This is a genomic window from Xanthomonas sp. AC360 (genome assembly GCF_979258225.1).
Map to the genome: position 1 here is coordinate 3,015,936 of NZ_OZ409846.1, position 22,900 is coordinate 3,038,835.

The 22,900-nt window shown below is 66.1% G+C and carries 20 protein-coding genes and 1 other RNA gene; 10 read left to right on the top strand and 11 right to left on the bottom strand.

The window, feature by feature from the left end; all coding sequences use genetic code 11:
- Positions 1–7 precede the first annotated feature (7 nt).
- The 8 genes from ACZZ0O_RS13000 to ACZZ0O_RS13035 all read left to right on the top strand — a co-directional run bounded on the left by ACZZ0O_RS13000 (position 8) and on the right by ACZZ0O_RS13035 (position 8,055).
- Complete coding sequence (locus ACZZ0O_RS13000; RefSeq protein WP_463590957.1) at positions 8–691, top strand: DsbA family oxidoreductase; 684 nt, start codon at positions 8–10, stop codon at positions 689–691.
- 15 nt (positions 692–706) lie between these two features.
- Positions 707–1,741, top strand: coding sequence for an NAD(P)/FAD-dependent oxidoreductase (locus tag ACZZ0O_RS13005; protein WP_463590958.1), 1,035 nt, complete (start codon positions 707–709; stop codon positions 1,739–1,741).
- Positions 1,742–1,911: 170 nt separating this feature from the next.
- Positions 1,912–3,483: a cryptochrome/photolyase family protein gene (locus ACZZ0O_RS13010; RefSeq protein WP_463590959.1), complete on the top strand. Its 1,572-nt coding sequence runs from the start codon at positions 1,912–1,914 to the stop codon at positions 3,481–3,483.
- Positions 3,484–3,857: 374 nt separating this feature from the next.
- On the top strand, positions 3,858–4,859 hold the full coding sequence (gene nagZ / locus ACZZ0O_RS13015; RefSeq protein ID WP_463590960.1) for a beta-N-acetylhexosaminidase: 1,002 nt from the start codon (positions 3,858–3,860) through the stop codon (positions 4,857–4,859).
- On the top strand, positions 4,859–5,413 hold the full coding sequence (locus ACZZ0O_RS13020; RefSeq protein WP_055845328.1) for a hypoxanthine-guanine phosphoribosyltransferase: 555 nt from the start codon (positions 4,859–4,861) through the stop codon (positions 5,411–5,413). Before nagZ ends, ACZZ0O_RS13020 begins: the two co-directional genes overlap by 1 nt.
- 227 nt (positions 5,414–5,640) lie before the next feature.
- Entirely contained in the window at positions 5,641–6,393 is a 753-nt protein-coding gene (locus ACZZ0O_RS13025) for an S-methyl-5'-thioinosine phosphorylase (protein ID WP_104614238.1), read from the top strand.
- Positions 6,394–6,480: 87 nt separating this feature from the next.
- Positions 6,481–6,687, top strand: coding sequence for a transcription antiterminator/RNA stability regulator CspE (cspE, locus tag ACZZ0O_RS13030; protein ID WP_003488188.1), 207 nt, complete (start codon positions 6,481–6,483; stop codon positions 6,685–6,687).
- 96 nt (positions 6,688–6,783) lie between these two features.
- Complete coding sequence (locus ACZZ0O_RS13035) at positions 6,784–8,055, top strand: FAD-dependent oxidoreductase (RefSeq protein ID WP_463590961.1); 1,272 nt, start codon at positions 6,784–6,786, stop codon at positions 8,053–8,055.
- Between the two features lie 322 nt (positions 8,056–8,377).
- Here the strand turns inward: ACZZ0O_RS13035 and pdeM are convergent, their stop codons facing one another.
- The 5 genes from pdeM to ACZZ0O_RS13060 are packed head-to-tail and all read right to left on the bottom strand — an operon-like array spanning position 8,378 to position 14,357.
- Positions 8,378–9,022, bottom strand: coding sequence for a ligase-associated DNA damage response endonuclease PdeM (gene pdeM, locus ACZZ0O_RS13040; protein ID WP_463590962.1), 645 nt, complete (start codon positions 9,020–9,022; stop codon positions 8,378–8,380).
- Complete coding sequence (locus tag ACZZ0O_RS13045) at positions 9,012–11,513, bottom strand: ligase-associated DNA damage response DEXH box helicase (protein ID WP_463590963.1); 2,502 nt, start codon at positions 11,511–11,513, stop codon at positions 9,012–9,014. The genes pdeM and ACZZ0O_RS13045 overlap by 11 nt, the downstream gene beginning before the upstream one ends.
- Positions 11,510–13,114 (bottom strand): ATP-dependent DNA ligase, encoded by a 1,605-nt coding sequence (locus tag ACZZ0O_RS13050; RefSeq protein WP_463590964.1) that lies wholly within the window; start codon positions 13,112–13,114, stop codon positions 11,510–11,512. The genes ACZZ0O_RS13045 and ACZZ0O_RS13050 overlap by 4 nt, the downstream gene beginning before the upstream one ends.
- Positions 13,111–13,344, bottom strand: coding sequence for a hypothetical protein (locus ACZZ0O_RS13055; protein WP_463590965.1), 234 nt, complete (start codon positions 13,342–13,344; stop codon positions 13,111–13,113). Before ACZZ0O_RS13055 ends, ACZZ0O_RS13050 begins: the two co-directional genes overlap by 4 nt.
- Positions 13,341–14,357 (bottom strand): ligase-associated DNA damage response exonuclease, encoded by a 1,017-nt coding sequence (locus tag ACZZ0O_RS13060; protein WP_055845311.1) that lies wholly within the window; start codon positions 14,355–14,357, stop codon positions 13,341–13,343. The genes ACZZ0O_RS13055 and ACZZ0O_RS13060 overlap by 4 nt, the downstream gene beginning before the upstream one ends.
- Positions 14,358–14,453: 96 nt before the next feature.
- On the opposite strand from ACZZ0O_RS13060, the gene ACZZ0O_RS13065 reads away from it, so the two are divergent.
- A non-coding RNA gene (locus ACZZ0O_RS13065) (sX9 sRNA) lies at positions 14,454–14,530 on the top strand.
- Between the two features lie 171 nt (positions 14,531–14,701).
- Here the strand turns inward: ACZZ0O_RS13065 and ACZZ0O_RS13070 are convergent.
- From ACZZ0O_RS13070 to ACZZ0O_RS13095, 6 genes are all read right to left on the bottom strand, one after another.
- Positions 14,702–15,067 (bottom strand): hypothetical protein, encoded by a 366-nt coding sequence (locus ACZZ0O_RS13070; RefSeq protein ID WP_055845308.1) that lies wholly within the window; start codon positions 15,065–15,067, stop codon positions 14,702–14,704.
- Positions 15,064–15,624: a bactofilin family protein gene (locus ACZZ0O_RS13075; RefSeq protein WP_323521946.1), complete on the bottom strand. Its 561-nt coding sequence runs from the start codon at positions 15,622–15,624 to the stop codon at positions 15,064–15,066. Before ACZZ0O_RS13075 ends, ACZZ0O_RS13070 begins: the two co-directional genes overlap by 4 nt.
- 97 nt (positions 15,625–15,721) lie before the next feature.
- On the bottom strand, positions 15,722–17,443 hold the full coding sequence (locus ACZZ0O_RS13080) for a diguanylate cyclase (protein ID WP_463590966.1): 1,722 nt from the start codon (positions 17,441–17,443) through the stop codon (positions 15,722–15,724).
- A 235-nt stretch (positions 17,444–17,678) separates the two neighbouring features.
- Positions 17,679–18,005 (bottom strand): XAC1346 family secretion chaperone, encoded by a 327-nt coding sequence (locus ACZZ0O_RS13085; protein WP_039406588.1) that lies wholly within the window; start codon positions 18,003–18,005, stop codon positions 17,679–17,681.
- 231 nt (positions 18,006–18,236) lie between these two features.
- Positions 18,237–18,578 carry a hypothetical protein gene (locus ACZZ0O_RS13090; RefSeq protein WP_104614059.1) on the bottom strand — a complete coding sequence of 114 codons (342 nt, stop codon included), beginning with the start codon at positions 18,576–18,578 and terminating at the stop codon, positions 18,237–18,239.
- Between the two features lie 123 nt (positions 18,579–18,701).
- A complete protein-coding gene (locus ACZZ0O_RS13095) occupies positions 18,702–19,877 on the bottom strand; it encodes a thiolase family protein (RefSeq protein ID WP_463590967.1) in 1,176 nt (391 codons plus the stop codon).
- Positions 19,878–20,036: 159 nt separating this feature from the next.
- On the opposite strand from ACZZ0O_RS13095, the gene ACZZ0O_RS13100 reads away from it, so the two are divergent.
- Positions 20,037–22,877 (top strand): S8 family serine peptidase, encoded by a 2,841-nt coding sequence (locus ACZZ0O_RS13100; protein WP_463590968.1) that lies wholly within the window; start codon positions 20,037–20,039, stop codon positions 22,875–22,877.
- Positions 22,878–22,900: the final 23 nt, after the last annotated feature.

The window sequence follows — 22,900 nt, forward strand, 5'->3', positions numbered from 1 at the left end:
CCCGCTCATGCGCATCGACATCTGGTCCGACGTGGTCTGCCCCTGGTGCTGGATCGGCAAGCGCCGTTTTGAACAGGCGGTCGCTGCGCTTGGGGCGCAGCTGCCGGCATTGGACATCCATTACCACGCGTTTGAGCTCGACCCGGATGCCGGTGCCGAGCCGGTGCCACTGCGCGATGCGTTGGCGCGCAAGTTCGGCGGTGCCGCGCGCGTGGATCAAATGCTTGCGCAGACCCAGGACACCGCACGCGCGGAAGGCCTGCCATTCGACTTCGGGCGTGGCCAGGTACAGGTCAGCACGTTGCGGGCGCATCGCTTGCTGTGGCTGGCCACGCACGAGGGCGATATCGGTGCGGTGATGGAAGCCTTGTTCCATGCGCATTTTGCGCAAGGCCAGAACGTGGCTGCCACCGACACGCTGCTGCGTGCAGGTGAGGCCGGCGGGCTTGCAGCCTCGCGCGTGCAGGCGATGCTCGACTCCGACGAAGGCATTGTGGAGGTGCAGGCTCAGTTGGCACAGGCCAGCGCGCTAGGCATCCGTGCAGTGCCCAGCTTCGTGATCGACGGGCGTAGCCTGATCCAGGGTGCGCAGCCACCGGAGACGTTTGCGCAGGCGCTGCTGCAGTTGGCCGCCGAATCGGTGCCGATTGGCGGCGCCGATGCATGCGGACCCGATGGATGTGCGGTGTGACAGATCGCCTGCGTCATGCCCGTGCCGGCGACTGACCGGGCGATGCAGCCACGCCGCCCGCGAACGGTTGCGGTGATCGGCGCCGGCCTAGCCGGGCTCGCGTGTGCCAAAACGCTGCAGGCGGCCGGCGCGGTAGTGACGGTGTACGAGCAGGGCGATGCGATGGGTGGGCGCATGCGTGCTCGCATGGGCGCCGGCTGGCAGTGCGATGTGGGCGCGCAGTATTTCACCGCACGCGATCCGGATTTTGCCGCAGTGGTGAACAGTTGGGTCGCCGCCGGCGTCGCGGCCCGTTGGCCCGCGCGCATCGCAAGCTGGGATGGACTTGCACTGCGCGCTTCGCACACCGCGCTGACGCGTTTTGTCGGAGTGCCGGAGATGGCCGCTCCCGCGCGTGCGCTGGCGGCAGGGCTGGATGTTCGGTTGCAGGCGTCTGTCCGCAGCTTGCAACGCAGTGGCCAGGGCTGGGCGTTGGGCGTGCACGGCGTGCCCGCGCTGCATATGGTCGATACGGTGTTGCTCGCGCTGGCTGCGCCGGATGCGGCCGCGCTGTTGGCAGAGAACGCGCCTGCGCTTGCGACCATCGCGCGCGATGCAAGCATGCAGCCCGCCTGGGCGGTGGTGTTGCGGTTCGATGCGCGCATCGATCCTGGCTATGACGCGTTGTTCGTCAATGCAGGACCAGTGCGCTGGGTGGCGCGCGACGCCAGCAAACCGGCACGGCACGGCGCCGAGACCTGGCTGCTGCATGCCACCGCCGCCTGGAGCCAGCTGCACTTCGATGCCAGGCCCGAGGATGTCATCGCCACGCTACTGCCAGAATTGGCCGCGCTCGGTCTGCCGCCGCCGCAGGCCTGCGACGCCTATCGGTGGGAGGTAGCCAGCACCGATCCGCCGTTGCAGATCGGCTGTGTCTGGGATGCGCCGCTTGGCCTTGGCCTGTGCGGCGATTGGCTGGCGGGCGGCAAGGTCGAGGGCGCGTGGCAAAGCGGAACCGCCTTGGCGCAGCGGGTGTGTGCCGACGGTGTAACGTGCCATGCAGATGCATAAGCCGGTGGTGCAGTCGTGGTGTTTGAGCCTTAATGTCGCCCAATGGCAGAGCGGTTTTTGCGTTGCAGAACGCGCAGATGCACAGATGTCGTGCGCAGCGCTGCCGAATGCCTGCCCGAGCGCGTGACTGATGCAAGCGCGCCCTGTCTGCATGCGTGAGCTCAGCACCAATGCGTGACTCCGATACGACCACCAGCGCTTCGCAAACGCCCGCACACACGCTGCGCCTGATCCTGGGCGATCAGCTCAACCCGCAGCACAGCTGGCTTGCGACGCACGACCCCGGCGTGGTCTACGTGCTGATGGAGGTGCGCGAGGAAACCGATTACGTGCTGCATCACGCGCAGAAGATCCTGGCGATCTTTGCGGCAATGCGCGCGTTTGCCGCGCGCTTGCGGCAGCACGGGCACCGCGTGCGCTATGTCGCGATCGATGCCCCAAGTAATCGGCAGTCCATTCCGGCCAATCTTGAAGCCTTGATGGCGCATTACCGCGCCGAGCATCTGCAGTATCAGGCGCCGGACGAATGGCGGCTGGATGAGGCGCTGCGCCACTGGAGCGCGGGCTGCGCATTTGCCACATCCATGGTCGGTAGCGAGCATTTCCTGACCGAACGCGATGAGGTTGAGGCGTGTTTCCGCCCCGGAAGCCAGTGGCGCATGGAGGTCTTTTATCGACGGATGCGCACGCGCCATCGCATCCTGCTCGATGCCTCCGGCCAACCGGAAGGTGGGCGTTGGAACTTCGATCACGACAATCGCGCGCCGTGGCCCGGCGATCCGCCAGCGCCGCAGGAGTGGCGTGCCGCGCACGACCATGGCGCGTTGTGGCGCAGCATCGAAGCTGCCGGCGTGCGCAGTTTTGGCACGCCGAATGCGCAGGCGCTGCCATGGCCGCTGGACCGCGACGAAGCCTTGCAGCATCTGGATGCCTTCATCGCCACTGCGTTGCCGGATTTCGGCCGCTACGAAGATGCGATGAGCACGCGTAGCCCGCGGCTATTCCATTCGCTGCTGTCGTTCGCGCTCAACGTCAAGATGTTGCACCCGGCCGAAGTCATTGCGCGTGCCGAAACGGCATGGCGGCAAGGACACGCACCGCTGGCCTCGGTGGAAGGCTTTATCCGGCAGATTCTGGGCTGGCGCGAATACGTGCGCGGCGTGTACTGGTCGCAGATGCCCGGCTATGCGCAGTCCAATCAGCTCGATCAGCATGCGCCACTGCCGCAGTGGTTCTGGGACGGGAAGATCGGCATGCGGTGCCTGGCCGATGCCGTCGGCAATTCGCTGGCCAATGCGCATGCGCACCACATCCAGCGGCTGATGGTGATCGGCAATTTTGCGCTGCTGGCGGGGCTGGACCCGCAGGCGCTGCATCGCTGGTATCTGGGTGTCTACATCGATGCGTTCGAGTGGGTGGAGTTGCCCAACACGGTGGGCATGAGTCAGTTTGCCGACGGTGGCCTGCTCGGCAGCAAGCCGTATATCAGTGGTGCAGCCTATATCGATCGCATGAGCGATTACTGCAGCGGCTGCCGCTATCAGCGCAAGGCGCGCACCGGTGCGCGGGCCTGCCCGTACAACGCGCTGTACTGGGATTTCCTCGCGCGGCAGCGTCCGCTGCTGGGCACGAACGAACGCCTGGCGATGCCGTATCGGCAGCTCGATGGCATGGCGCCCGAGGTGCTGGAAGGCATCCAGATCCAGGCCGCACACTGGCGGGCAAATCTGGACCGTCTCTGAGGCGGCGAAGACCGAAGTCGTCTGCTGGACGGCCAGCGAGGTCGTGAACCGGCCGCATGCGTCCTACTGCAGACCGCCGCACGCCGCACGCCGGTGGCGAGCCGGGCAGCACAGCCGTGGTGTCTGCCCCGGGACGCAGGCTGTTGCGTTCGCGGTGCGAATGACGGCACCGGCGCTGCCAGCGCAGGGACCCGAGCTCAGAGGCGATCACGTGGCTTGCAGTATCGGTGCGCGGGCGCCGCAACGCCTGACCGCAAGGCGCTTCGGTCAGTGGACGTCAGCCGCCGCCTGAATGCGCGATCTGACGCTGCAACGCGCATCTGCGACAATGCCGCGCTGCGCCCTCGTGGCGCCTGGCCCGGGAGTCCCCCAACATGCTTCTGATCGGCGTTGCCGGTACCGAACTCAGCGCACAGGAACGCGACTGGCTGCAGCACGATGCCGTTGCCGGCGTGGTGCTGTTCAAGCGCAACTTCGCCTCGCGCACCCAGGTGGCCGAGCTGTCGGCATCCATCCGCGCTGCCGCGCCGCGCCCGGTGTTGCTGTGCGTGGATCAGGAAGGCGGGCGCGTGCAGCGGTTTCGCGACGGCTTCAGCGCGCTGGCGCCGTTGCAAAGCTTCGGTACGCAGTATCTGCAGGATCCGCAAGGCGCGCTCGCCGCCGCCCGTGCGCACGCGCAGCTGATGGCCACCGAAGTACGCGCCAGCGGCGTGGACCTGAGCTTTGCACCGGTGGTGGACCTGGGCCGCGGCAACCGCGCGATCGGCGATCGCGCCTTCAGCGACGACCCGCAGATCGTGGCCACCTTTACCCGCGCCTATGTGCAGGCGTTGCACGGCGCCGGCATGGCCGCCACGCTCAAGCATTTCCCCGGCCACGGCACGGTGCTCGAAGACACCCATGTGGATCACGCCAGCGACCCGCGTTCGCTGGAGCAATTGCAGGCCGACGATCTGCTGCCATTCGTGGCCGGCATCGAGACCGGTGCCGACGCAGTGATGATGGCGCACGTGGTTTACCCGCAGGTCGCGCCGGAACCGGCTGGTTATTCGCGGCGCTGGATCGAGCAGATCCTGCGCGGCCAGATGGGCTTCCGCGGCGTGGTGTTTTCCGACGACATCGGCATGGCCGCTTCGTTCAGCGCCGGCGGCGTGGCGGGCCGGGTGCATGCGCACCTGGATGCCGGCTGCGACGTGGTGCTGGTCTGCCATCCGGAACTGGTCGACGAATCGCTGCAGGCCGTGCAAGGCCGCAGCCTCAATACCGCAGCGCTGATCGGCTTGATCGGTCGCGGCGCGCTCGGCTGGGACGGCCTGCTTGCCGGCACCGATGCCTCTTTCAACACTCCTTCCGCCCCTTTCGGATCAATTGCCTGATGTCCACGCTCACCATTTCCCAGGCCCTGGCCCAAGCCGATCTGCTGGTCGACCGCCCGGCCATCGATGCCGCCGTCGGCACCATTGCCGATGCCATCGCGCGCGACTACGCCGGCGAAGTGCCGGTGTATCTCACCATCATGCACGGCGCGCTGCCGTTCTCCGGCCAGTTGGCGCTGGAGTTGGGCGCACGTGGGCAGGATCTGCAGTTCGATTACCTGCATGCCACCCGCTACCGTGGCGAAACCGTCGGCGGCGAGCTGGTCTGGAAGCACCGCCCGGCCACCGCGCTGTTCGGCCGCCGGGTGATCCTGGTCGACGACATTCTGGATGAGGGCTACACGCTGCAGGGCGTGCGCCAGTGGTGCCTGGAGCAGGGCGCCACCGACGTGCGCGTGGCGGTGTTGACCGTCAAGCGCCACGACCGCTGCGTGCCGGGCGTCACCGCCGATTACGTGGGCGTCGAAGTGGCCGACCGCTATGTGTTCGGCTTCGGCATGGACGTCAACGAACAGCTGCGCGGTATTCCTGCCATTTATGCGATGAAGCAGTAAGACGCACGGCGATCATCGATGCGACGGCGTAGCCGCCAGGCGGACGCGGCCGCTGCGCGCAATCGGTGTGCACGGTTTGTGTCTCCCGATGTTGCCTTGGCGCCCATTGCCGCCTGACGATCGCTCGCTACGCTTTACTGGTCGCTTCTGAATCACTGGCCCGCCACTGCGCGGGCACTCGTGCGCGCTTGCGCGCTTCCACGTCCGTTACGTTGCAGAGGTCGGTTGTGTCTTCCCATTCCATCGCATTGGCCGTTATCGGCGGCACTGGTGTCTACAAGCTCGCGCAGCTCGATGACGTGCAGACCCACGAGCTGGACACGCCCTACGGTGCGCCGTCGGGGCCGATCCGCGTCGGCATGCTGCTCGGTCATCGGGTGGCGTTCCTGGCCCGGCATGGCGAAGGCCATTCGCTGCCGCCGCACAAGGTCAATTACCGCGCAAATATCGCTGCGTTGCAGCAAATTGGCGCCTCGCGCGTGCTTGCGCTCAACACGGTCGGCGGCATCACCGAACAGTTCGGCCCGCGCGTGCTGGCATGCCCCGATCAGCTGATCGATTACACCTGGGGGCGCGTGTCCACCTTCTGCGAGGAGCCGGGTAGCGAGGTGCAGCACGTGGATTTCGGTCATCCGTATTCGCCGATGTTTCGCAGCAAGGTCATCGCTGCGGCCAAGGTGACCGGGGTCACGATGGTGGCCGGCGGGTGCTACGGCGCGACGCAAGGGCCGCGTTTGGAAACGATTGCAGAGATCGCCCGCATGCGTCGCGACGGCTGCGATCTGGTTGGCATGACCGGCATGCCCGAAGCCGGGCTTGCGCGCGAAAAAGGCCTGGAATATGCGTGTTTGGCGATCGTGGCGAACTGGGCGGCCGGTTGCGGCGACGCGCAGGAAATCACCATGGCCGAGGTGTTGGCCAACGTGGATGCCGCCTCGTCCGGGTTGCCCGAACTGATTGGCGAACTTGCACGCGGGTGATTGTCATTGGGGAATAAGCTTTGCATACTCGGCGCGTACGCACCGCCGTACACCACCCATTAATTATTGCAAAGGTCTCGCATCACCATGCCGAACGGTACCGTCAAGTGGTTCAACGACGCCAAGGGATTTGGCTTCATCTCACCGGAGGACGGCAGCGCCGATGTCTTCGCGCACTTCTCCGCGATCAATTCCAAGGGCTTCCGCAGCCTGCAGGAAGGCCAGCGCGTCAGTTATGACGTGACCCAGGGTCCCAAGGGTGCCCAGGCTTCGAACATCACGCCGGTCGAGTAATCTGACTCGATTGTGCGGTTGAAGAACCCCGCCACGGCGGGGTTTTTTTTGCACCGGTCCACGCGGGGCCGGTGTTCGCGAACCAGAGCAGGGACGATGCAACAAGCATTACGGATTGCGGTAGTGGGCTGTGGAACGGCAGGGCAGGCGCTGGCGGTCTTGCTGGGCGCCGATGGCCATCGACTGGACGTCTTCGAGCGCGCCGCCAAGCCGGGGCCGGTCGGTGCCGGCTTCCTGCTGCAGCCCAGCGGCCTGCAGGTGTTGTGGAAGATGGGCATGTTGTCGCAGGCCCTGATGCATGGCGCGCCGGTGCGCCGCTTGTATGGCGAAACGCCATGCGGGCGCGCGGTGATGGACATGCAATACCGCGATCTGGATGCCCGCCTGATGGGTCTGGGCATGCAGCGCGGTGCGTTGTTCTCGCTGTTGTGCGATGCCTGGCCCGAGTACGCGCAGCTGCAGACCGATACCCAGATCACCGCCATCGATCACGAGGGCAGGCGCGTGCAGGACCAGCGCGGGCAATGGCATGGTCCTTACGATCTGATCATCGCCGCCGATGGCTCGGCTTCCACGCTGCGCGCGCAGGTGCAGGGCACCCGGCTGGATCGGGTGTATCCGTGGGGCGCGCTGTGGTGTCTGTTGCCGCGCGAAGATTGGCCGTTTGTCGACGAACTGCGCCAGCGTTACATCGGTGCGCGCAAGATGATCGGGCTGTTGCCGGTGGGCACGCGGCCTGGCGACGACACCCCGCGCCTGAGTTTTTTCTGGAGCCTGCCATGCAGCGATTTCGCTGCCTGGGAGCAGCGCGGCATCGGCGCGTGGCGCGATGAGGTGGCGCAGATGTGGCCGGACGCACATCTGCGTCTGGACAGCGTGCAGGTGCACACCGCGCTGGCACGCGCCAGCTACCGCGATGCGGTGATGACGCGCTGGCACCGTGGCCGTTTTGTCCTGGCCGGCGACGCCGCTCATGCGATGAGCCCGCAGCTGGGCCAGGGCGTCAACATGGCATTGCTGGATGCATTGGCCATGCGCGATGCCTTGCGCGCGGGCGAGGATATCGATGACGCCTTGCAGCGCTATCAGCGCGAGCGCCAGGCGCATGTGGCGATCTATCACCGCTGGAGCCGCTGGCTCACGCCGCTGTTTCAATCCGAACGCGATGTGTGGGCACGCGGGCGCGACCTGTTGCTGCAGCCGATGGGGCGCGTACCGGGCGGTCGTGGCCACATGCTGCGCGTGCTCAGCGGCACCCAGCATGGCTGGTTCGGCAAGTTGGCGCTGGCGCCGGAGTTCGTGGACGCGTTGTCGCAACCATTACCGCAAGCGCTGCCGCGGCCGCAGAGCGTTGCCAACAGCGGCTGAGCGGACGCAGGTGCTCGCCGCGCGTGGCGGGTAGTTGGAAGAGGCAGGTATCGTTGGATGCTTCGGTGTCGAGCGTATCGGCCACACCGCTCGACGATGGTTCGGGGCGGTGTGTGTGGTGCCATCACGCGTCGTAGAAACGCTGACGTAGCGGGTGTACGCACGGTTGCCAGGAGCAGCTAAAAAGCCTGGCGAGCAGGCGTCGGGTGTAGACGGCGCACTCAGAACCGGAGTGCGCGAGGAATCCATACCGCACAGAGCGCCGGCTGCGCCAGCCTGGCAGTGCGCAGTCCTTTGGTGGCCGCTCACGCCGGCGCAGCGGCTAACGCACCGGCAACGCCACCGCATCGCCTTCCACACAGGCCACCAGACGCTCACCTTCGAGCAGTGTCGGCACCACGCCCGCGGTGAAATGCGAGAACGCCGGCAGGATGGTGACGCGGTCGCGCAACCAGAATGCCGGCCAACGCCGCGACAGGCCCGGCAGTGCCGCCAATGGATGCAGGTGCCCGCACAGCACATGGCCGGTGGGATGCGGCAACGGGTCATGCCGCAGCACGAACGGCCCGTCTTCGACCTGTTCGCCGGCCGCGTCGATCTGCAGATCGGCACCGGCCACGGCGCGGTCGTGGTTGCCGCGGATGGCAATCACGCGCAGGTCGCAGTGCTGCTCGCGCCACGCGCTCCAACGGCGATGCCAGGCTGCGCGCGGCGCAGGACCATGCAACAGGTCGCCGAGTATCCACAGTGCCTCGACCTGGCGCTGCGCAAGCAGTGCATCGAGGCGCTCAAGATCGTGCGCGGTGCCGCCTGCGGGCAGGCCGATACCGGCACGTCGGAACACATCGGCCTTGCCCAGATGCAGGTCGGCGATCAGCAGGGCGCGCTGCGCTGGTCGATACAACGCACGTTCGCCGAGCAGTTCCACCGTTTCGCCGGCCAACTGCAGCTGCACGCTATCGCCCATGCTTGCGCTCCAGTTGCTCGGCGGCGCGCAACACACGCGCCTTCCAGTCCTCGGTACTCAGTTGACCACGCATGCGTTCGGCCCACAGCGGGAACGACAACGGGGTGAGGCTGCGTGGCGTGCACAGGCGCAGGTCGCGGCGTGCGCAGTCCTCCAATGCATGCGCCAGGCGTGCCAGTTCGAGCTGGCCTTCGAACACTTCGCGCTCGGCCTGGGCCAGCAACAGATGCTCCGGATCGAAGCGCTGCAACACGTCGTAGAGCAGTCCGCTGGAGGCCTGCAGCTGGCGCAGGCTACGCGGCGCACGGCCGGGCAGGGACGGCGACAGCAACCCGGCCACGCGCGCGATTTCGCGGAACTGCCGGCGTGCCAGCTCGCCCAGGTTGAGACTGTCACGCAGATCGTCCAACAACCCGGCCGGCGACAGCAAGGCGCGTAGCACGTCGGCGTCGATCTCCACATCCTGCGCGGGCGAGAGCACAAAGCCGTAGTCGTTGGCGGCGAAGCTGAAGGTATTGCGCTGACGTCGGCCCCAGCGCGCGGCCAGCAGTGCGGCCAGCCCTTCGTTGACCTGCCGTCCGGCGAATGGATACACAAACACGTGCCGGCCATCGCGCGCCTTGATGCTTTCCACCAGCAGATGATCCGGGCCGGGCAGCGCCGAGAGCGATGCCTGCAAGTGCAGCAGCGGGGCCAGCGCCTGCATTTCAGGCGCATCGCCGGGCGCGGCGAACAGCGCTTCCACTTCGCGGCCCAATGCCGACGACAACGGCATGCGCCCGCCCATCCATTTGGGCACCACACCGCTGCCACCCTTGGCCACGCGCACGTAGGCGGTCATGTCTTCCAGACGCACCAGTTCCAGCAATCGTCCGGCAAATTGAAAGCGATCGCCGCGGCGCAGGCGGCCGACGAATTGTTCTTCCACCGCACCGAGTCGGCCGCCGCGCAGGAACTGCACGCGCACGCTGCCATCGCTGGTGATGGTGCCGATGGACAAACGATGGCGCAGCGCAACGCGGCGGTCGGTGACGCGATACACGCCGTCCTCGTCGCGCACCACTTTGTGGAAATCCGGGTAATGCGCCAATGCGCTGCCACCCTGCACGATGAAGTCGAGCACCGCGTTCCAGGTGGGTGTGTCCAGCGCAGCGAAGGCATCGGTGCCGCGCACTTCCTCGAACAACGCAGCGGCATCGAAGCCGCCGCCCAATGCGAGGGTGACGCAGTGCTGGGCCAGCACATCCAGCGACAAACGCGGTGGCGGCCGTGCTTCGATATGGCCGTGGTTGATGGCGCGACGTGCCGCGGCGTATTCGACCAGTTCCAAGGCGTGCGAGGGCACGCACACCACATGCCCGGATTCGCCAGGGCGGTGCCGCGCGCGGCCGGCGCGTTGCAGCAGGCGCGCGATGCCCTTGGGGCTGCCGACTTGCAGCACCTGATCCACCGCCGGGAAATCTACGCCCAGATCCAGGCTGGAGGTGGCGACCACGCAACGCAGGCTGCCGTCGCGTAGCCCCTGTTCGGCGGCGGCGCGCAGGCTGGGGTCCAGCGAGCCATGATGCAGCGCAAGCGTGGCGAGATCGTCCGGCCATACCGCGCTCAACGCTTGGTGCCACAACTCGGCCTGTGCACGCGTATTGGTGAAGACCAGGCTGGTGCGCTGCTGCATGACTTTTTGCAGCACGCGCGCCAACTGCGCCAGACCCAGATGGCCGGCCCACGGAAAGCGTTCGCCGCTGTCGGGTAACAGCGTCTCCAGCGTCATGGCGCGCGGTTTGACCCCCGACACCAGCGCCGCATCGGGGCGATGCGGCAGCAGCACATCGCGCGCCTGCGCCAGATTGCCCAGCGTGGCCGACAGGCCCCAGATGCGCAGCGCAGGCGCCCAGCCGCGCAGGCGTGCCAGACACAGCTGCAGCAGCACACCGCGCTTGTTGCCGAGCAGTTCGTGCCACTCGTCGACGATCACGCAGCGCAGCGCGGATAGCTGCGGTGCAGTGTCCGGATACGACAGCAACAAGGCCAGCGATTCGGGGGTGGTGACCAGCACATCGAGCTTGCCGCTGCGTGCCAGCCGCTTGTCGCGCGCGCTGGCATCGCCGGTGCGCAAACCCACCTGCCAATCCAGTCCCAGCGCGTCCACCGGTTCGCGCAGTGCGCGTGCGGTGTCGGCGGCCAGCGCACGCAAGGGCGTGATCCACAGCACCTGCAAGTTGCGTTGTTGCTGTCGGCGTGCGGCAGCGGCAGGCTTGGCCGATGTAAACGGCAGCGTGCGGCCACGCGCGGCCAGGGCATCCAGTAATGGGCCGCCGAATGCTGCCAGCGTCTTGCCGCTCCCGGTCGGCGTATGCAGCAACCCGGATTCGCCGGCGAGATAGCGCTTCCATACATCGCGTTGAAACGGCAACGGTGCCCAGCCGCGCTGTGCGAACCAGTCGCGCCACTGCTGCAATGGCGTGCCGCGTGCCTGCTGCGTCGCCGTCACCGCGCCAATGCCTGCAGAGTGCTCAGGTGATCGGCCTCGGCAAACGGCTTGTCGTGCCGCCAACGCAGGATGCGCGGAAACCGCACTGCAATGCCGGATTTGTGCCGCGCGCTGCGGTTGACCGCTTCAAAACCCAGCTCGAATACATGCTGCGGGCTGACCGCGCGCACCGGACCGAAACGCTCGGTAGTGTTGGCGCGAATCCAGCGGTCCAGTTGCAAAATCTCCTTGTCGTCCAGCCCCGAATACGCCTTGGCGATCGGCACCAGTTGCCCCTCGTGCCACAGCCCGAAGGTGTAGTCGGTATACAGCGTGCTGCGGCGGCCATGGCCGGCCTGCGCATACAGCAGCACCGCATCGATGGTGAGCGGGTCGATCTTCCATTTCCACCAATCGCCCCGTCGGCGGCCGGCCTGATACACCGAGTTGGCGCGCTTGAGCATCAGCCCTTCCACGCCGCGTTCGCGCGCTTGCACGCGCAGCTGTGCGGCGGCGTGCCAATCGCTTGCCTGCACCCGTGGCGAGGCGACGATGCGCGGATCGTCGAGCGCGGTGAGCACGCCCTCCAGCAGCGCACGACGCTCGTGCAGGGGGCGCTCGCGCAGATCCACGCCGTCCAGTTCGAGCAGGTCGTAGGCCACCACGCGCGCAGGCGCGGCCGCCAATGTTTTGGGGCCGGGCTTGAGCCGCTGAATGCGCGTTTGCAGGGCGGTGAACGGCATCGGTAACGGTTGCTCGGGTTGCCAGGCCAGCAGCTCGCCGTCGATGACGGTGCCGTCGGGCAGCTGCAGCGCGGCGTGTTCGATTTCCGGGAAACGGCCATCCAGGCGTTCTTCGCCGCGCGACCACAGCGCCGCTTCGCCGGCGCGTCGAATCAACTGCAGGCGGATGCCGTCCCATTTCCATTCAAGCAGCCAGTCGTCGATGGCGCCCAGTGTGTCGACCTCGGCTTCGAGCGGTGAGGCGAGAAAGAACGGGTAGGGCTGCTGACGATCGCCCGGCAGTTCTTCGCTGGTCAGCAGATCGGCAAGATAGGTCGGATGCGGTCGCCAACTGCCGAGCATGCGCTGGGCGATGCGTGCGATGTCCACGCCCGATAGTTCGGCCAGCGCTTGTTGCACCAGCCGCTGCGAAACGCCCACGCGCAATGCGCCGGTCAACAGTTTGTTGAACACCAGCCTCTCATCGAAGGCCAGGCTGCGCCAGGCCTGCACGATGCATGCCTTGCGCAGCGCAACGTCCTGATTGGCGACCGGCAGCAAGCGCTGTTCGATCCATTCTGCCAGCGGCAGATCGGCCGCTTCGGTGATCGGGTCGTCGAGCAACAACGCCAGCGTTTCGGCCAGATCGCCGACATGGTCGTAGCTGTCGGCGACCAACCAATCGGCAATGCCGGCGGTGTCGGTGATCCACTCGCGCAGCTCGCCGCTGCTGGCGATGCGCATGCGTGTGCCGGCGACCTTGCCGCCGGCCAGCAGATACAGCGCCCATGCCGCGTCCAGCGCTGGCGCTTCACGAAAATACGCCACCAGCGCAGCGCGCTTGTCGAGCGTGCCGGTGCTGCGGTCGAGGGTGCGGTACAACGCGGCAAAACGCTTCACGGCAGCGCCTGTGGCGTTGTGTCGGGACCTGCAGAGCACAGCTCCAGCGCACGGCGAGTACATGCGCCTGACATGCGCACACGGCGCTGCAGGCGGAGTAGGCCGATTGACGTAGTCGGCGCGCCGCGATGCACGCGACAGACCAATGCGTGTCGGCTAAACGCCAACGCACCACTCAAGCGCAGACGCGCATGCGCGCGTGCATCGCTGCAGGCGGGGAGCGGGTTCATTCCTCGGCTCCAAAATCGGTACGGAAGGCTTCCGCCGCAACGCCGCGCTCGCGCAGGTGCTGGATCAACGCATCGGTATTGCCATGGGTGGCGATCACCCGGCGCGCACCGGTGTCTTCGATAGTGCGCAGCAGATCCGGCCAGTCGGCATGATCGGACACCACAAAGCCGCGGTCGTAATTGCGCCGACGCCGATTGCCGCGAATGCGCATCCAGCCCGATGCGAATCCCTGTTGCGCATGCCGGAAGCGGCGGATCCAGGGGCTGCCCGCCGCCGAAGGCGGTGCCAGCACCAGTTGGCCGGCATAGTCGGCGCCGCGCGCATGCTCGCTCACCGGTTGGGTGTCCAGCATCGCGATGCCGGCCTGGCGATACACCTCCACTCCGGCCGCAATCGCGCCGTGCAACAGCGCAGGCTGGGTGTCCCAGGCGCGCAATTCGGCCAGCACACGCTGCGCCTTGCCTAATGCGTAGCAATACAAGATGGCGGCCTCGCCGCGTTCGGCGCATTCGCGCCGCCAGGCGACGATATCGGCCGCTACTTCGGATGTTTCCGGCCAGCGATACACCGGCAGCCCAAAGGTCGCTTCGGTGATGAAGGTGTCGCACGGCACCACTTCGAACGGCGTGCAGGTGGGGTCGTGCTGGCGCTTGTAATCGCCGGACGCCACCCAGACCTCGCCATCCACTTCGATACGCACCTGCGCCGAGCCCAGTACATGTCCGGCCGGATGCAGCGAGACGCGCGCGCGTCCCAACGTAAACGCTTCGCCATCGGCATGCGTGTGATAGACCTGCTCGCCCAGCCGCCATTGCAGGATCGGCAGACTGTCGCGCGTGCAGTGGTATTCGCCCATGCCGCCACGCGCGTGATCGCCGTGGCCGTGCGTGATCACCGCACGCGGCACCGGCCGCCAAGGGTCGATATGAAAGTCGCCCTGCGGGCAATACAGCCCCTCGGGGCCAAGCACCACCAGATCGCCGCGTGTGTTCGTGTCGTTGCCGTTGCGCATGCCCGCAACTCTGGCCAAGCCGGTGTGCAGATCCTGAGAATGGGAATGGAGCGTATCGGCGCGAGCATGCGGGCGCGGCGGTTGCGCCGAGTCGCCATGTAGCGCGCGTACGCTCCGGTGCTGAGCGCGCCGTCTGCACTCGCCTGACGATTGCTCGCCAGGTGTTGTTAGCCGCTCCAAGCTTTGGAGTGCGATGCCGATAGTCGGCCTGCGTCGGCGCGCAGCGGCAAAGCGATACGCGGTTTTGCGATGGACGCCGTTGTGCTCAGCGTCACTGCTGTTGCGAAAGCTGCACCGCCACTGCGCCAGTCTGATTCCACAGCGGCGATGCCGCATCCAGCGCGCTAATGGCGCGTTCGCCGCCCCGATCCACGCACCGCGCTGGCTTCCACCGCCAGGGTAAATCCGCGTTCTTCGCCGCCGTGCATCGCGCCCACATCGACCACATGGCGGCGGATCTCCTCACCTTTGCCGTTACGCACCACCACGACCACGGTGTATTCCCACGGATCGCCGTCGGCGGGATGACGGATGGTGCCGTCGACCTTCAACGGCACGATCGGCGCCGGCTGCGCGTGTTGCGCAGCCGCCGAGTCGAAGCGCAGATGATGCTTGCAGGCAGGGCAAATGATGGCGCTTTCCAGAATCGTCGCCTTGCAATGCGGGCAGCTGCGCGTGGCTCCGGGCGTGCCCGGGCGGGGTGCACTCATGTGGCGTCGCTGTCTCCGCTCACCACCGGCTTGGGCGTGGCGGTCGGTTTGCCGGTGTCCTCGCCCCAGCCGAAGTCGGCCTGGCCGCGCATGCGGGCGCCCGAAGCCACGGTGAGGCTGCCGGCCTTGACGTCGCCGACCAGCACGCCGGAGGTCTGCAGCTCCACCTGCGCCGCCGATTCGATATTGCCTTCCAGCTCGCCGGCGATGATGACCTTGTTGGCGCGCACGCCGCCATTGAGCTTGGCGCCGCGTTCGATGGTCAGATCGCCCTTGACGTTGACATCACCCTTGAAGCGGCCGGCCAGGCGTACGTGGCCGGCGCCTTCGATCTTGCCTTCGATGCTGATGTCGGCGGCGATCAGCGATTCCTTGGCCTCGCTCTGGCGTTGCGGCGGCGCGGCGGTGGGGACGACGCTGGGCGTGGCGGCTGCGGCCGGCACCGGCGGGGCAGGGCTGGCGTCGGCGTTGAACAGCCGCCCATCGGCGGCAGGAGCGTCCGGCGCTGCGGGAACGCCGTCTTTCTTGTTGGGACCTTGATCGCGCCACATCGACATCGGATTGCCTCGCTTCGGGGGTCAAGGCCGACTATCGCTGCGTCAATCGATCTTTTGTGTGACAGAGCGCGCAATCCGACATCGACGCCGTGCCTGCTCACGCCTCCGCATCAGTCCCGCGCGGCTGTGCGGCACCATGACGCTCGACCCGGTTGCGCCCGCGATGCTTGGCTGCGTACAGCGCTGCGTCGGCTTTCTGGATCAGACCTGCGCCGAGTTCGCCATCGACCGGAAAGCTGGCCACGCCGATCGAGGCGGTCACGCGCGGCAATGCGCGCTGGCCATCGCTGACCGCCAGCGCCGCGATATGGCCGCGGATCTGCTCGGCCACGCGCATGGCTTCCTCGCTATCGGCCTCGGGCAGGATCACGGTGAATTCTTCTCCGCCATAGCGGCAGGCCACGTCTTCGGCACGCAACCGGGTCAGCAACAGCTCGCCGACCGCTGCCAGCAGCAGATCGCCGCCGGCATGCCCCTGGCTATCGTTGAATTGCTTGAAGTGGTCCACGTCCAACATCAGCACCGACAACGGCAGGCCGCGCCGCGCGCAGCGTGCCAGTTCGTGACTCAGCGATTCTTCCAGATAGCGGCGGTTGTACAGCCCGGTCAGCGCGTCGCGGATCGATTGGCGGCGCAGCGACTCGCGCAGGCGCAGATTGCTCAACGCCAGCGACAACTGCTCGGCGGCCGCCTCGGCGATTTCCAGGCGCGGCATCGGCCCCGGACCGGGCGACGACAAGAACAGAAAGCCGAGCTGCGTGCCTTGCGCCGACATCGGCAGGCATGCGGTGGTGATCGGTGTCTGGGTGTCCGGCACGTCGATATGCGCGCACAGCGCATCGCGCGCGAGGTCCTCGATGATATGCGGCTGGCCGCGGCGTAATGCCCAGCATTCTTCCGGCAAGAGATGCGGCGCGCTCTGCACCAGCGGCTCGCCCCAGTGGCTGATCGCCTCGGCGCGATCCTGCGAGGCGCGCAGCAGGTACACGCTTCCGGCAATGCCCGGCAGCAGGCTGGCCAGGGTGCGGCTGGTCACCACCAATGCTTCTTCGGCACTGATGCAGCTTTGCAGCAGGCCGGTATAGCGGCTGAGCAGATTGAGATCGGCAGTACTGCGCTGCAACGCGCCGACACTGTCGCCCAGCTCGCGATTGGCATTTGCGGCACGGCGTTCGGCCTGCGCGCGATTGCGCAGTTCGCGCATCAGCAGCGCATAGACGCCGCCGACCACCAGCAGCCCGAACGGGATGCCGGCCAGGGCCAGCGTCAGCAACAAGGTGGCGCTTTGCCGGCTGCTTTCCGCGCGCTGTGCCAGCAGCTCCTGCTCGCGTTGCACCATCGTCAGCGCCTGCTCGCGGATGGCACTGGTGGTGCGGAACGCGCTTTGCCGGATGCTGGCGCGTGCCGGCTCCAGGCCGCCTTGCGCGTACACATCCAGCACCTGCTGGATCTGCCGCAGCCGCGTCTCCACCAGTTTTTGCAGCTGATCCAGATGCTGCTCCTGCGCAGGATTGTCGACAATCAGCCTGCGCAGATTCGACAGCAAAATCGGCAGGCGCTCCACGCTGGTCTGGTAATCCAGTAAGTAGGCCTCGTTGCCGGTGAGCAGGAAACCGCGCTGCGCCGATTCGGCATCCAGCAAGCGCGCCTGGATCTCGTCGACCCGCCCGATCACTTCATGCGTATGCGAGACCAACGCTGCATCGGCCAGCGAGCGGCGCGCGCCGACAAAGATGCCGATGCCGATGACGATAAAGATCAGCGCAGAGAAGGCCAGCGCCAGCTGATTGCGGCGCCGCGATGTAAAAGAAGTGGGCATGCCGAATGCTAGCCTGCCAAGCTCGACAACACGAGATCAATCTCGACGCAAGACGTGTGCATCGGCACGAAATCGTCTGCACATAGACGCAGCAGTGTGAGCGGTTCACAGCAGCTGACACAGGCTGCAGTCGGCTGGCTGGGGCTGCGCTGGCACTTGTGTGCATGAGGAAACGCTAATTCTTGCGGCAGGCTGCGCCCACCTGCCGGTGAGCGCAGCGTGGTTTTCGGTGTGCTTAGTGCTGCGGATGCTCGGCGTCGTGCTTGTCAGCGTTCTGCTCGGCCTTGTTGGCCATCTCGCGAGTCTTGTCGGCGGTGGCGTCGGCAGCGTTTGCGGTCGCGCGGCTAGCGTCTGCAGCCAGGTCGCGTGCGGCCACGCGCGCATCGGCCGTGGCAGCCTTGGCCTGTACCGCCGCGCGGTCGGCGGCCTGCTCGGTGGCAGCGGCAGCGTGTTTGGCAGCGGACGCGGCATCGCGACGCGCTTGCTCGGCATCAGGGCCCTGGCAGGCGGCGAGAGTGAGTGCAGCGATGGCACTCAGCGACAGCATGCGGATCGTCTTCATGGGTGGTCCTGTTCCTGTTCCGGTGTTGGAACGCGGAGCTTATGCAGGGGCCGATGCAGTCCGCGTCAATACGCGTTTGCGCATTCAGCTCACGGGCAGCATACGGACTGGAGTGGCCAATGGAGCCGCCGTGCCACCGTGCAAACCGGCGGTCGCGCCCGCCGTGCAGGCAAAGAAAAAGCCGCTGGAGACCAGCGGCTTTTTCCGAACTCGCTTGGAGCTAAGAAGTGATTACTTCTTGGCTTCTTCGGCGGTGTCCTTAGCAGCTTCGGCGGTGTTTTCAGCCGTCTTGGCAGCGTCAGCAGCCTGGTCGGCAGCAGCGTCGGTCGCGGCGCCGGAAGCAGCCTGGGCAGCGTCAGCAGCGGTGTCGGCCGAAGCAGCGGCGGTGTTGGCAGCAGCCTGAGCGGCGTCAGCCGACTGCGAGCCCGAGGCAGCAGCCTGGTCAGCAGCGGTCTGAGCGTCGGTTGCAGCTTCGTTAGCCGAAGCAGCAGCGTCCTGAGCCTGTTCCGGCTTCGAGCAAGCGGTCAGGGCCAGGCCCAGAGCCATTGCGATCAGCAGCTTGTTGATGGTCATTGTTTCAATCCTCGTCGATTAGATTAGGCAACGCGCTATTGCGCGCCCCAGACATGATGACGGCCCGAAGACGAGTGTCAAGCGCGCGCCCATTCAGCTTTGCAAAATCGCTGTTAATGGCAATTAAATCAATTCGATAGCAATGGCGGTCGCTTCGCCGCCGCCGATGCACAGCGTTGCGATTCCGCGCTTGCCGCCGCGCGTGCGCAACGCATTCACCAATGTCACTACCAGCCTTGCGCCAGACGCGCCGATCGGATGACCCAACGCGCAGGCACCGCCATGCACGTTGACCTTGGTATGCGCGATGCCCAGTTCCTTGATCGGTGTCATCGCCACGACGGCGAAGGCTTCGTTGATTTCGAACAGGTCTACCGCGTCCAGCGTCCAGCCGATCTTGTCGACCAGCGACTGGATCGCCGCCACCGGCGCGGTGGTGAACCATTCCGGGTCCTGCGAATGGGTGACGTGGCCGACAATGCGCGCCAGCGGCGTCACGCCACGGCGCTGCGCATCGTCGGCGCTCATCAGGATGGTGATTGCCGCGCCATCGGAAATGCTCGACGAACTGGCCGCTGTCACGGTGCCGTCTTTCTTGAAGGCCGGCTTCAGGGTCGGGATCTTGGCAACGTCGGATTTGCCCGGCTGCTCATCGCTGTCAACAACAATCTCGCCCTTGCGCGTGGCCACGGTCACCGGAACGATTTCATCGGCGAACGCGCCACTGCGCTGCGCGGCCTGCGCGCGCTCGACCGAGGCGATGGCGAAAGCATCCTGATCGGCGCGGCTGAAACCGAACTTTTCTGCGGTGGCTTCGCCGAACACGCCCATCGCCTGACCATCGTAGGGATTGGTCAAGCCATCCCATGCCATGTGATCCACCGCCTGGAAATTGCCATAGCGATTGCCGGTGCGCGAGTTCGGCAGCAGGTGCGGGGCATTGCTCATCGACTCCATGCCGCCAGCCACCACGATGCTGGCCGAACCGGCCTTGATCAGGTCGTGTCCGAACATGATCGCCTTCATGCCCGAGCCGCACACCTTGTTGATGGTGGTGGCGCCGGTGGATGTCGGGATGCCTGCAGCGATGGCCGCCTGACGCGCCGGGGCCTGGCCGAGGTTGGCCGGCAACACGCAGCCAACGATGACCTCGGACACGTCCGCCGGTGCGATTCCCGACTGCGCTAGCGCGCCTTCGATGGCGGCAGCGGCGAGCGTCGGCGCCGGCACCCCGTTGAATTGACCGAGAAACGAGCCGATGGCAGTGCGTTTGGCAGCAACGATGACGATGTCGGACATAAGGGGATACCGTTTAAAGTGAAACGATTATCTGCCTCATGGCCGATTCGCGCCAGCAAGCTGACGTGCGGCTGCAGACCCGAAGCGATGCCGTATATGATGAGACTAGGGCCCGGGATGGGGCCCAATCCATGGAATGGGTTCGGGGAGAACACTTGAATGAAGAAGAGAAACGTCGCCAGGACTGTCCTGGCCTCGGCGTTGGCTGTGGCGTTGACCGCGTGTGGTGGAGGCGGTGGTGGAGGCGGTATTCGTCCGACCACGCCGACTGCACCGCCACCGACCTCGCCACCACCGCCGCCGCCGCCCACCTCACCGCCGCCGCCGCCACCGCCGGTAACTGCACCGCAACCGGCAATCGACGCACATCTGGCGTTGACCAATGCACGTGCAGCGCAGGCGCTGGGGTTCACGGGCGCGGGCTATCGCATCGGCATCATCGATAGCGGTATCAATACCAATCATCCGGCCCTGCAGGGGCGGGTGAGCGACAGCTTCCTCTATGTCGACCCGCGCACCAGCAATGTCGCAGTGGGCGATGTGCTCGGGCATGGCACGGCTGTCGCCGAACTGGCGGCCGGGCGTGCGGTGGGGCAATGGCCGGGCGGCATTGCGCCCGGTGCAGGCCTGGTGTCTGCGCGGATCATCAGCGACCGCGCGCCGGTGGACGATGGCAGTGGCCAAGGCAATGAAGTCGACGGGCCGCTCGGTCTGGGCCCAGTGCATGCCGATCTGATCAGCGCCGGCGTGCGCATCATGAATAACTCATGGGGCGGCCTGTATTGGAACGACCCGACGGTCACCAATCAGATCGCGCAGGAATATCGATCCTTCATCATCGGCAACGATGGGTTGGTGGTATTTGCCTCGGGTAATGAGTCGCTGGCGCAACCGTCCGATACTGCGGCGCTTCCCAGTCAGTTGGGTCCGAACGGTACGCTTCCGGCCGCAGACCTGGAGCGTGGCTGGCTGGTGGTTGGCGCGCTGGATACCGCCAATCCCACGCAGCTGGCGTCGTACTCCAATGCATGCGGCGTGGCGATGCGTTATTGCCTGGTGGCACCGGGCACGGCGCTGTTTATCGATCCCGATGCAACCGCCAGCAACATCCGCTATTTCTATGGCAGCGGCACCTCCTTCGCCGCGCCGCTGGTCTCGGGTGCGGCGGCATTGGTATGGCAGGCGTTTCCGTATTTCAACAACGATCTGGTCCGACAGACGTTGTTGGGCACCGCCACCGATCTGGGCGCGGCTGGCGTCGATCCGACGTTCGGTTACGGCCTGCTCAACGTGGGCAAGGCGGTGCTGGGGCCGGCGCGGTTCGATTGGGGGACGGTGGATGTCGAGGTCACGACCTTGCGTTCGACCTGGGCCAACGACATTACTGGCAGCGGCGGATTAACCAAGCGCGGATCCGGCACGCTGATCCTCAGCAGTAGCAACAATACGTTTGCCGGCGATACCCAAGTGCTGGATGGCACGTTGCAAACGGCCAGTCTGCAGAGCGCGCGGGTTGACGTCCTCAATGGTGCAACGTTGATCGGAGCAGGACGCATTGCCGGCACGGTCTCCAATCGCGGAAGTACGCTGCAGGTCGGTGGCGCGGTTTTGGCAATCGGAGGTAACTACACTCAAGATGACTTCGGGCGCTTGGCATTAAACGTGGGCGACCGCTTGAACGTAAGCGGTACAGCGACGATCGACGGCGACCTGCAGTTGCTCGGGCGGCGGGATTATGTGGTCAACAACACTACCTATCCTGTGCTGCAAGCAACCAACGGTCTGCAGGGAACGTTTGCCAGTCTCAGTAGCGGGCCTGCAGTCACCTTTCTCAATGCCACGTTGAGCTACGACGCCAACAACGCGTACGTGTCGCTTCAGCGCATGGATGTCACGGCGGTCGCCGCATCGCTGGGCGCAATCGGCACGGCATCGATGGAGTCGGCAATTCGCGTCGAACAGGCGTTCCAAAAGGTGGACGCGCAGCAGCTGCAGGGCAACGGCGGCATCAGTGGCGACTTCATTCGTGCCGCGGCGGCGTTGCAGCAATCACCCGATGCCAAGACCGCAGCGGATTCGCTGCGCAGTCTGTCCGGACGTGCGCATGCGGCGTCTGCGGCGATGACCTTCGACACCATCGATCTGGGCCGGCGCGCGTTGGCCGCGCATTTCGATGGTCTGTCGCAACAGCCGCGCCTGCTGGGTACCTGGCAGCGTGCACTGGGCGGGCCGGGCGAGGGTGGGGTAACCACTGCAGGATTCGCTACCTCCGGCTGGATGATGGGCAACGATCTGCGCTTGGCGTCTGGTGCAGTCACCGGCTTTGCTTTCGGCGAAACGCGTTCCAACAGCCTGGGCGATCTGGATGGCGCACGCGGCCGCGATCGGCAGGTGCAGGCGCAGTTGTACTGGGGCACCACGTTGGGATCGGCGTACACGCTGGGCCAGCTGGGCTTCGGTAACGTCAACCGGCAGATCGAGCGCACTCTGCAATTGGGCGAAGACCGCAGTAGTGCCTTCAGCGATTACAGCGGCAGCTATCTCAGCGGCAACCTGGAAACCGGGTATCGCTGGGGCCATGCAGCTGCGTCGCTGACGCCGTACATGGGCCTGGATTACGTGCGTCTGCGGAGCGAAGGGTTCCGCGAAAGCGGTGGCGATGGTTTCGGTCTGCGTGCCGATGCAAGCACGTCCTCGCGTACGCAAGTGCTGGCCGGCATGCGTTCGGCCTATCGCTGGCGCGGCCTGCAGTTGGGCGGTTATGCCGAATGGCAGCAGGCGTTGAGCAGCCAGGGATTGATGCTGGATGCCAGCTTCATCGGTGTGGAGGCATGGGCACCGCTGCGCGGCATGCAGCCGGCGCGCTCGGGCGGCGTGTTCGGCATTGCGGCTTCGGCGCCGTTGGGCCAGCAGAGCCAGCTACGCTTCGGCTACGACCAGCGGGTGGGCGAGCGCGGCGACGACCGTGCGGTGAGCCTGAAGTACAGCGCCGATTTCTGATCGGTGTGCATGACGCCCGGGCG

What these genes read in the sequence shown, in the direction of transcription:
- ACZZ0O_RS13000 (WP_463590957.1), top strand. Translation starts at nt 8, where the DNA reads ATGCGCATCGACATCTGGTCCGACGTGGTCTGCCCCTGGTGCTGGATC.
- ACZZ0O_RS13005 (WP_463590958.1), top strand. Translation starts at nt 707, where the DNA reads ATGCCCGTGCCGGCGACTGACCGGGCGATGCAGCCACGCCGCCCGCGA.
- ACZZ0O_RS13010 (WP_463590959.1), top strand. Translation starts at nt 1,912, where the DNA reads ATGCGTGACTCCGATACGACCACCAGCGCTTCGCAAACGCCCGCACAC.
- nagZ (WP_463590960.1), top strand. Translation starts at nt 3,858, where the DNA reads ATGCTTCTGATCGGCGTTGCCGGTACCGAACTCAGCGCACAGGAACGC.
- ACZZ0O_RS13020 (WP_055845328.1), top strand. Translation starts at nt 4,859, where the DNA reads ATGTCCACGCTCACCATTTCCCAGGCCCTGGCCCAAGCCGATCTGCTG.
- cspE (WP_003488188.1), top strand. Translation starts at nt 6,481, where the DNA reads ATGCCGAACGGTACCGTCAAGTGGTTCAACGACGCCAAGGGATTTGGC.
- ACZZ0O_RS13035 (WP_463590961.1), top strand. Translation starts at nt 6,784, where the DNA reads ATGCAACAAGCATTACGGATTGCGGTAGTGGGCTGTGGAACGGCAGGG.
- pdeM (WP_463590962.1), bottom strand. Translation starts at nt 9,022, where the DNA reads ATGGGCGATAGCGTGCAGCTGCAGTTGGCCGGCGAAACGGTGGAACTG.
- ACZZ0O_RS13055 (WP_463590965.1), bottom strand. Translation starts at nt 13,344, where the DNA reads ATGAACCCGCTCCCCGCCTGCAGCGATGCACGCGCGCATGCGCGTCTG.
- ACZZ0O_RS13060 (WP_055845311.1), bottom strand. Translation starts at nt 14,357, where the DNA reads ATGCGCAACGGCAACGACACGAACACACGCGGCGATCTGGTGGTGCTT.
- ACZZ0O_RS13070 (WP_055845308.1), bottom strand. Translation starts at nt 15,067, where the DNA reads ATGAGTGCACCCCGCCCGGGCACGCCCGGAGCCACGCGCAGCTGCCCG.
- ACZZ0O_RS13075 (WP_323521946.1), bottom strand. Translation starts at nt 15,624, where the DNA reads ATGTCGATGTGGCGCGATCAAGGTCCCAACAAGAAAGACGGCGTTCCC.
- ACZZ0O_RS13080 (WP_463590966.1), bottom strand. Translation starts at nt 17,443, where the DNA reads ATGCCCACTTCTTTTACATCGCGGCGCCGCAATCAGCTGGCGCTGGCC.
- ACZZ0O_RS13085 (WP_039406588.1), bottom strand. Translation starts at nt 18,005, where the DNA reads ATGAAGACGATCCGCATGCTGTCGCTGAGTGCCATCGCTGCACTCACT.
- ACZZ0O_RS13090 (WP_104614059.1), bottom strand. Translation starts at nt 18,578, where the DNA reads ATGACCATCAACAAGCTGCTGATCGCAATGGCTCTGGGCCTGGCCCTG.
- ACZZ0O_RS13095 (WP_463590967.1), bottom strand. Translation starts at nt 19,877, where the DNA reads ATGTCCGACATCGTCATCGTTGCTGCCAAACGCACTGCCATCGGCTCG.
- ACZZ0O_RS13100 (WP_463590968.1), top strand. Translation starts at nt 20,037, where the DNA reads ATGAAGAAGAGAAACGTCGCCAGGACTGTCCTGGCCTCGGCGTTGGCT.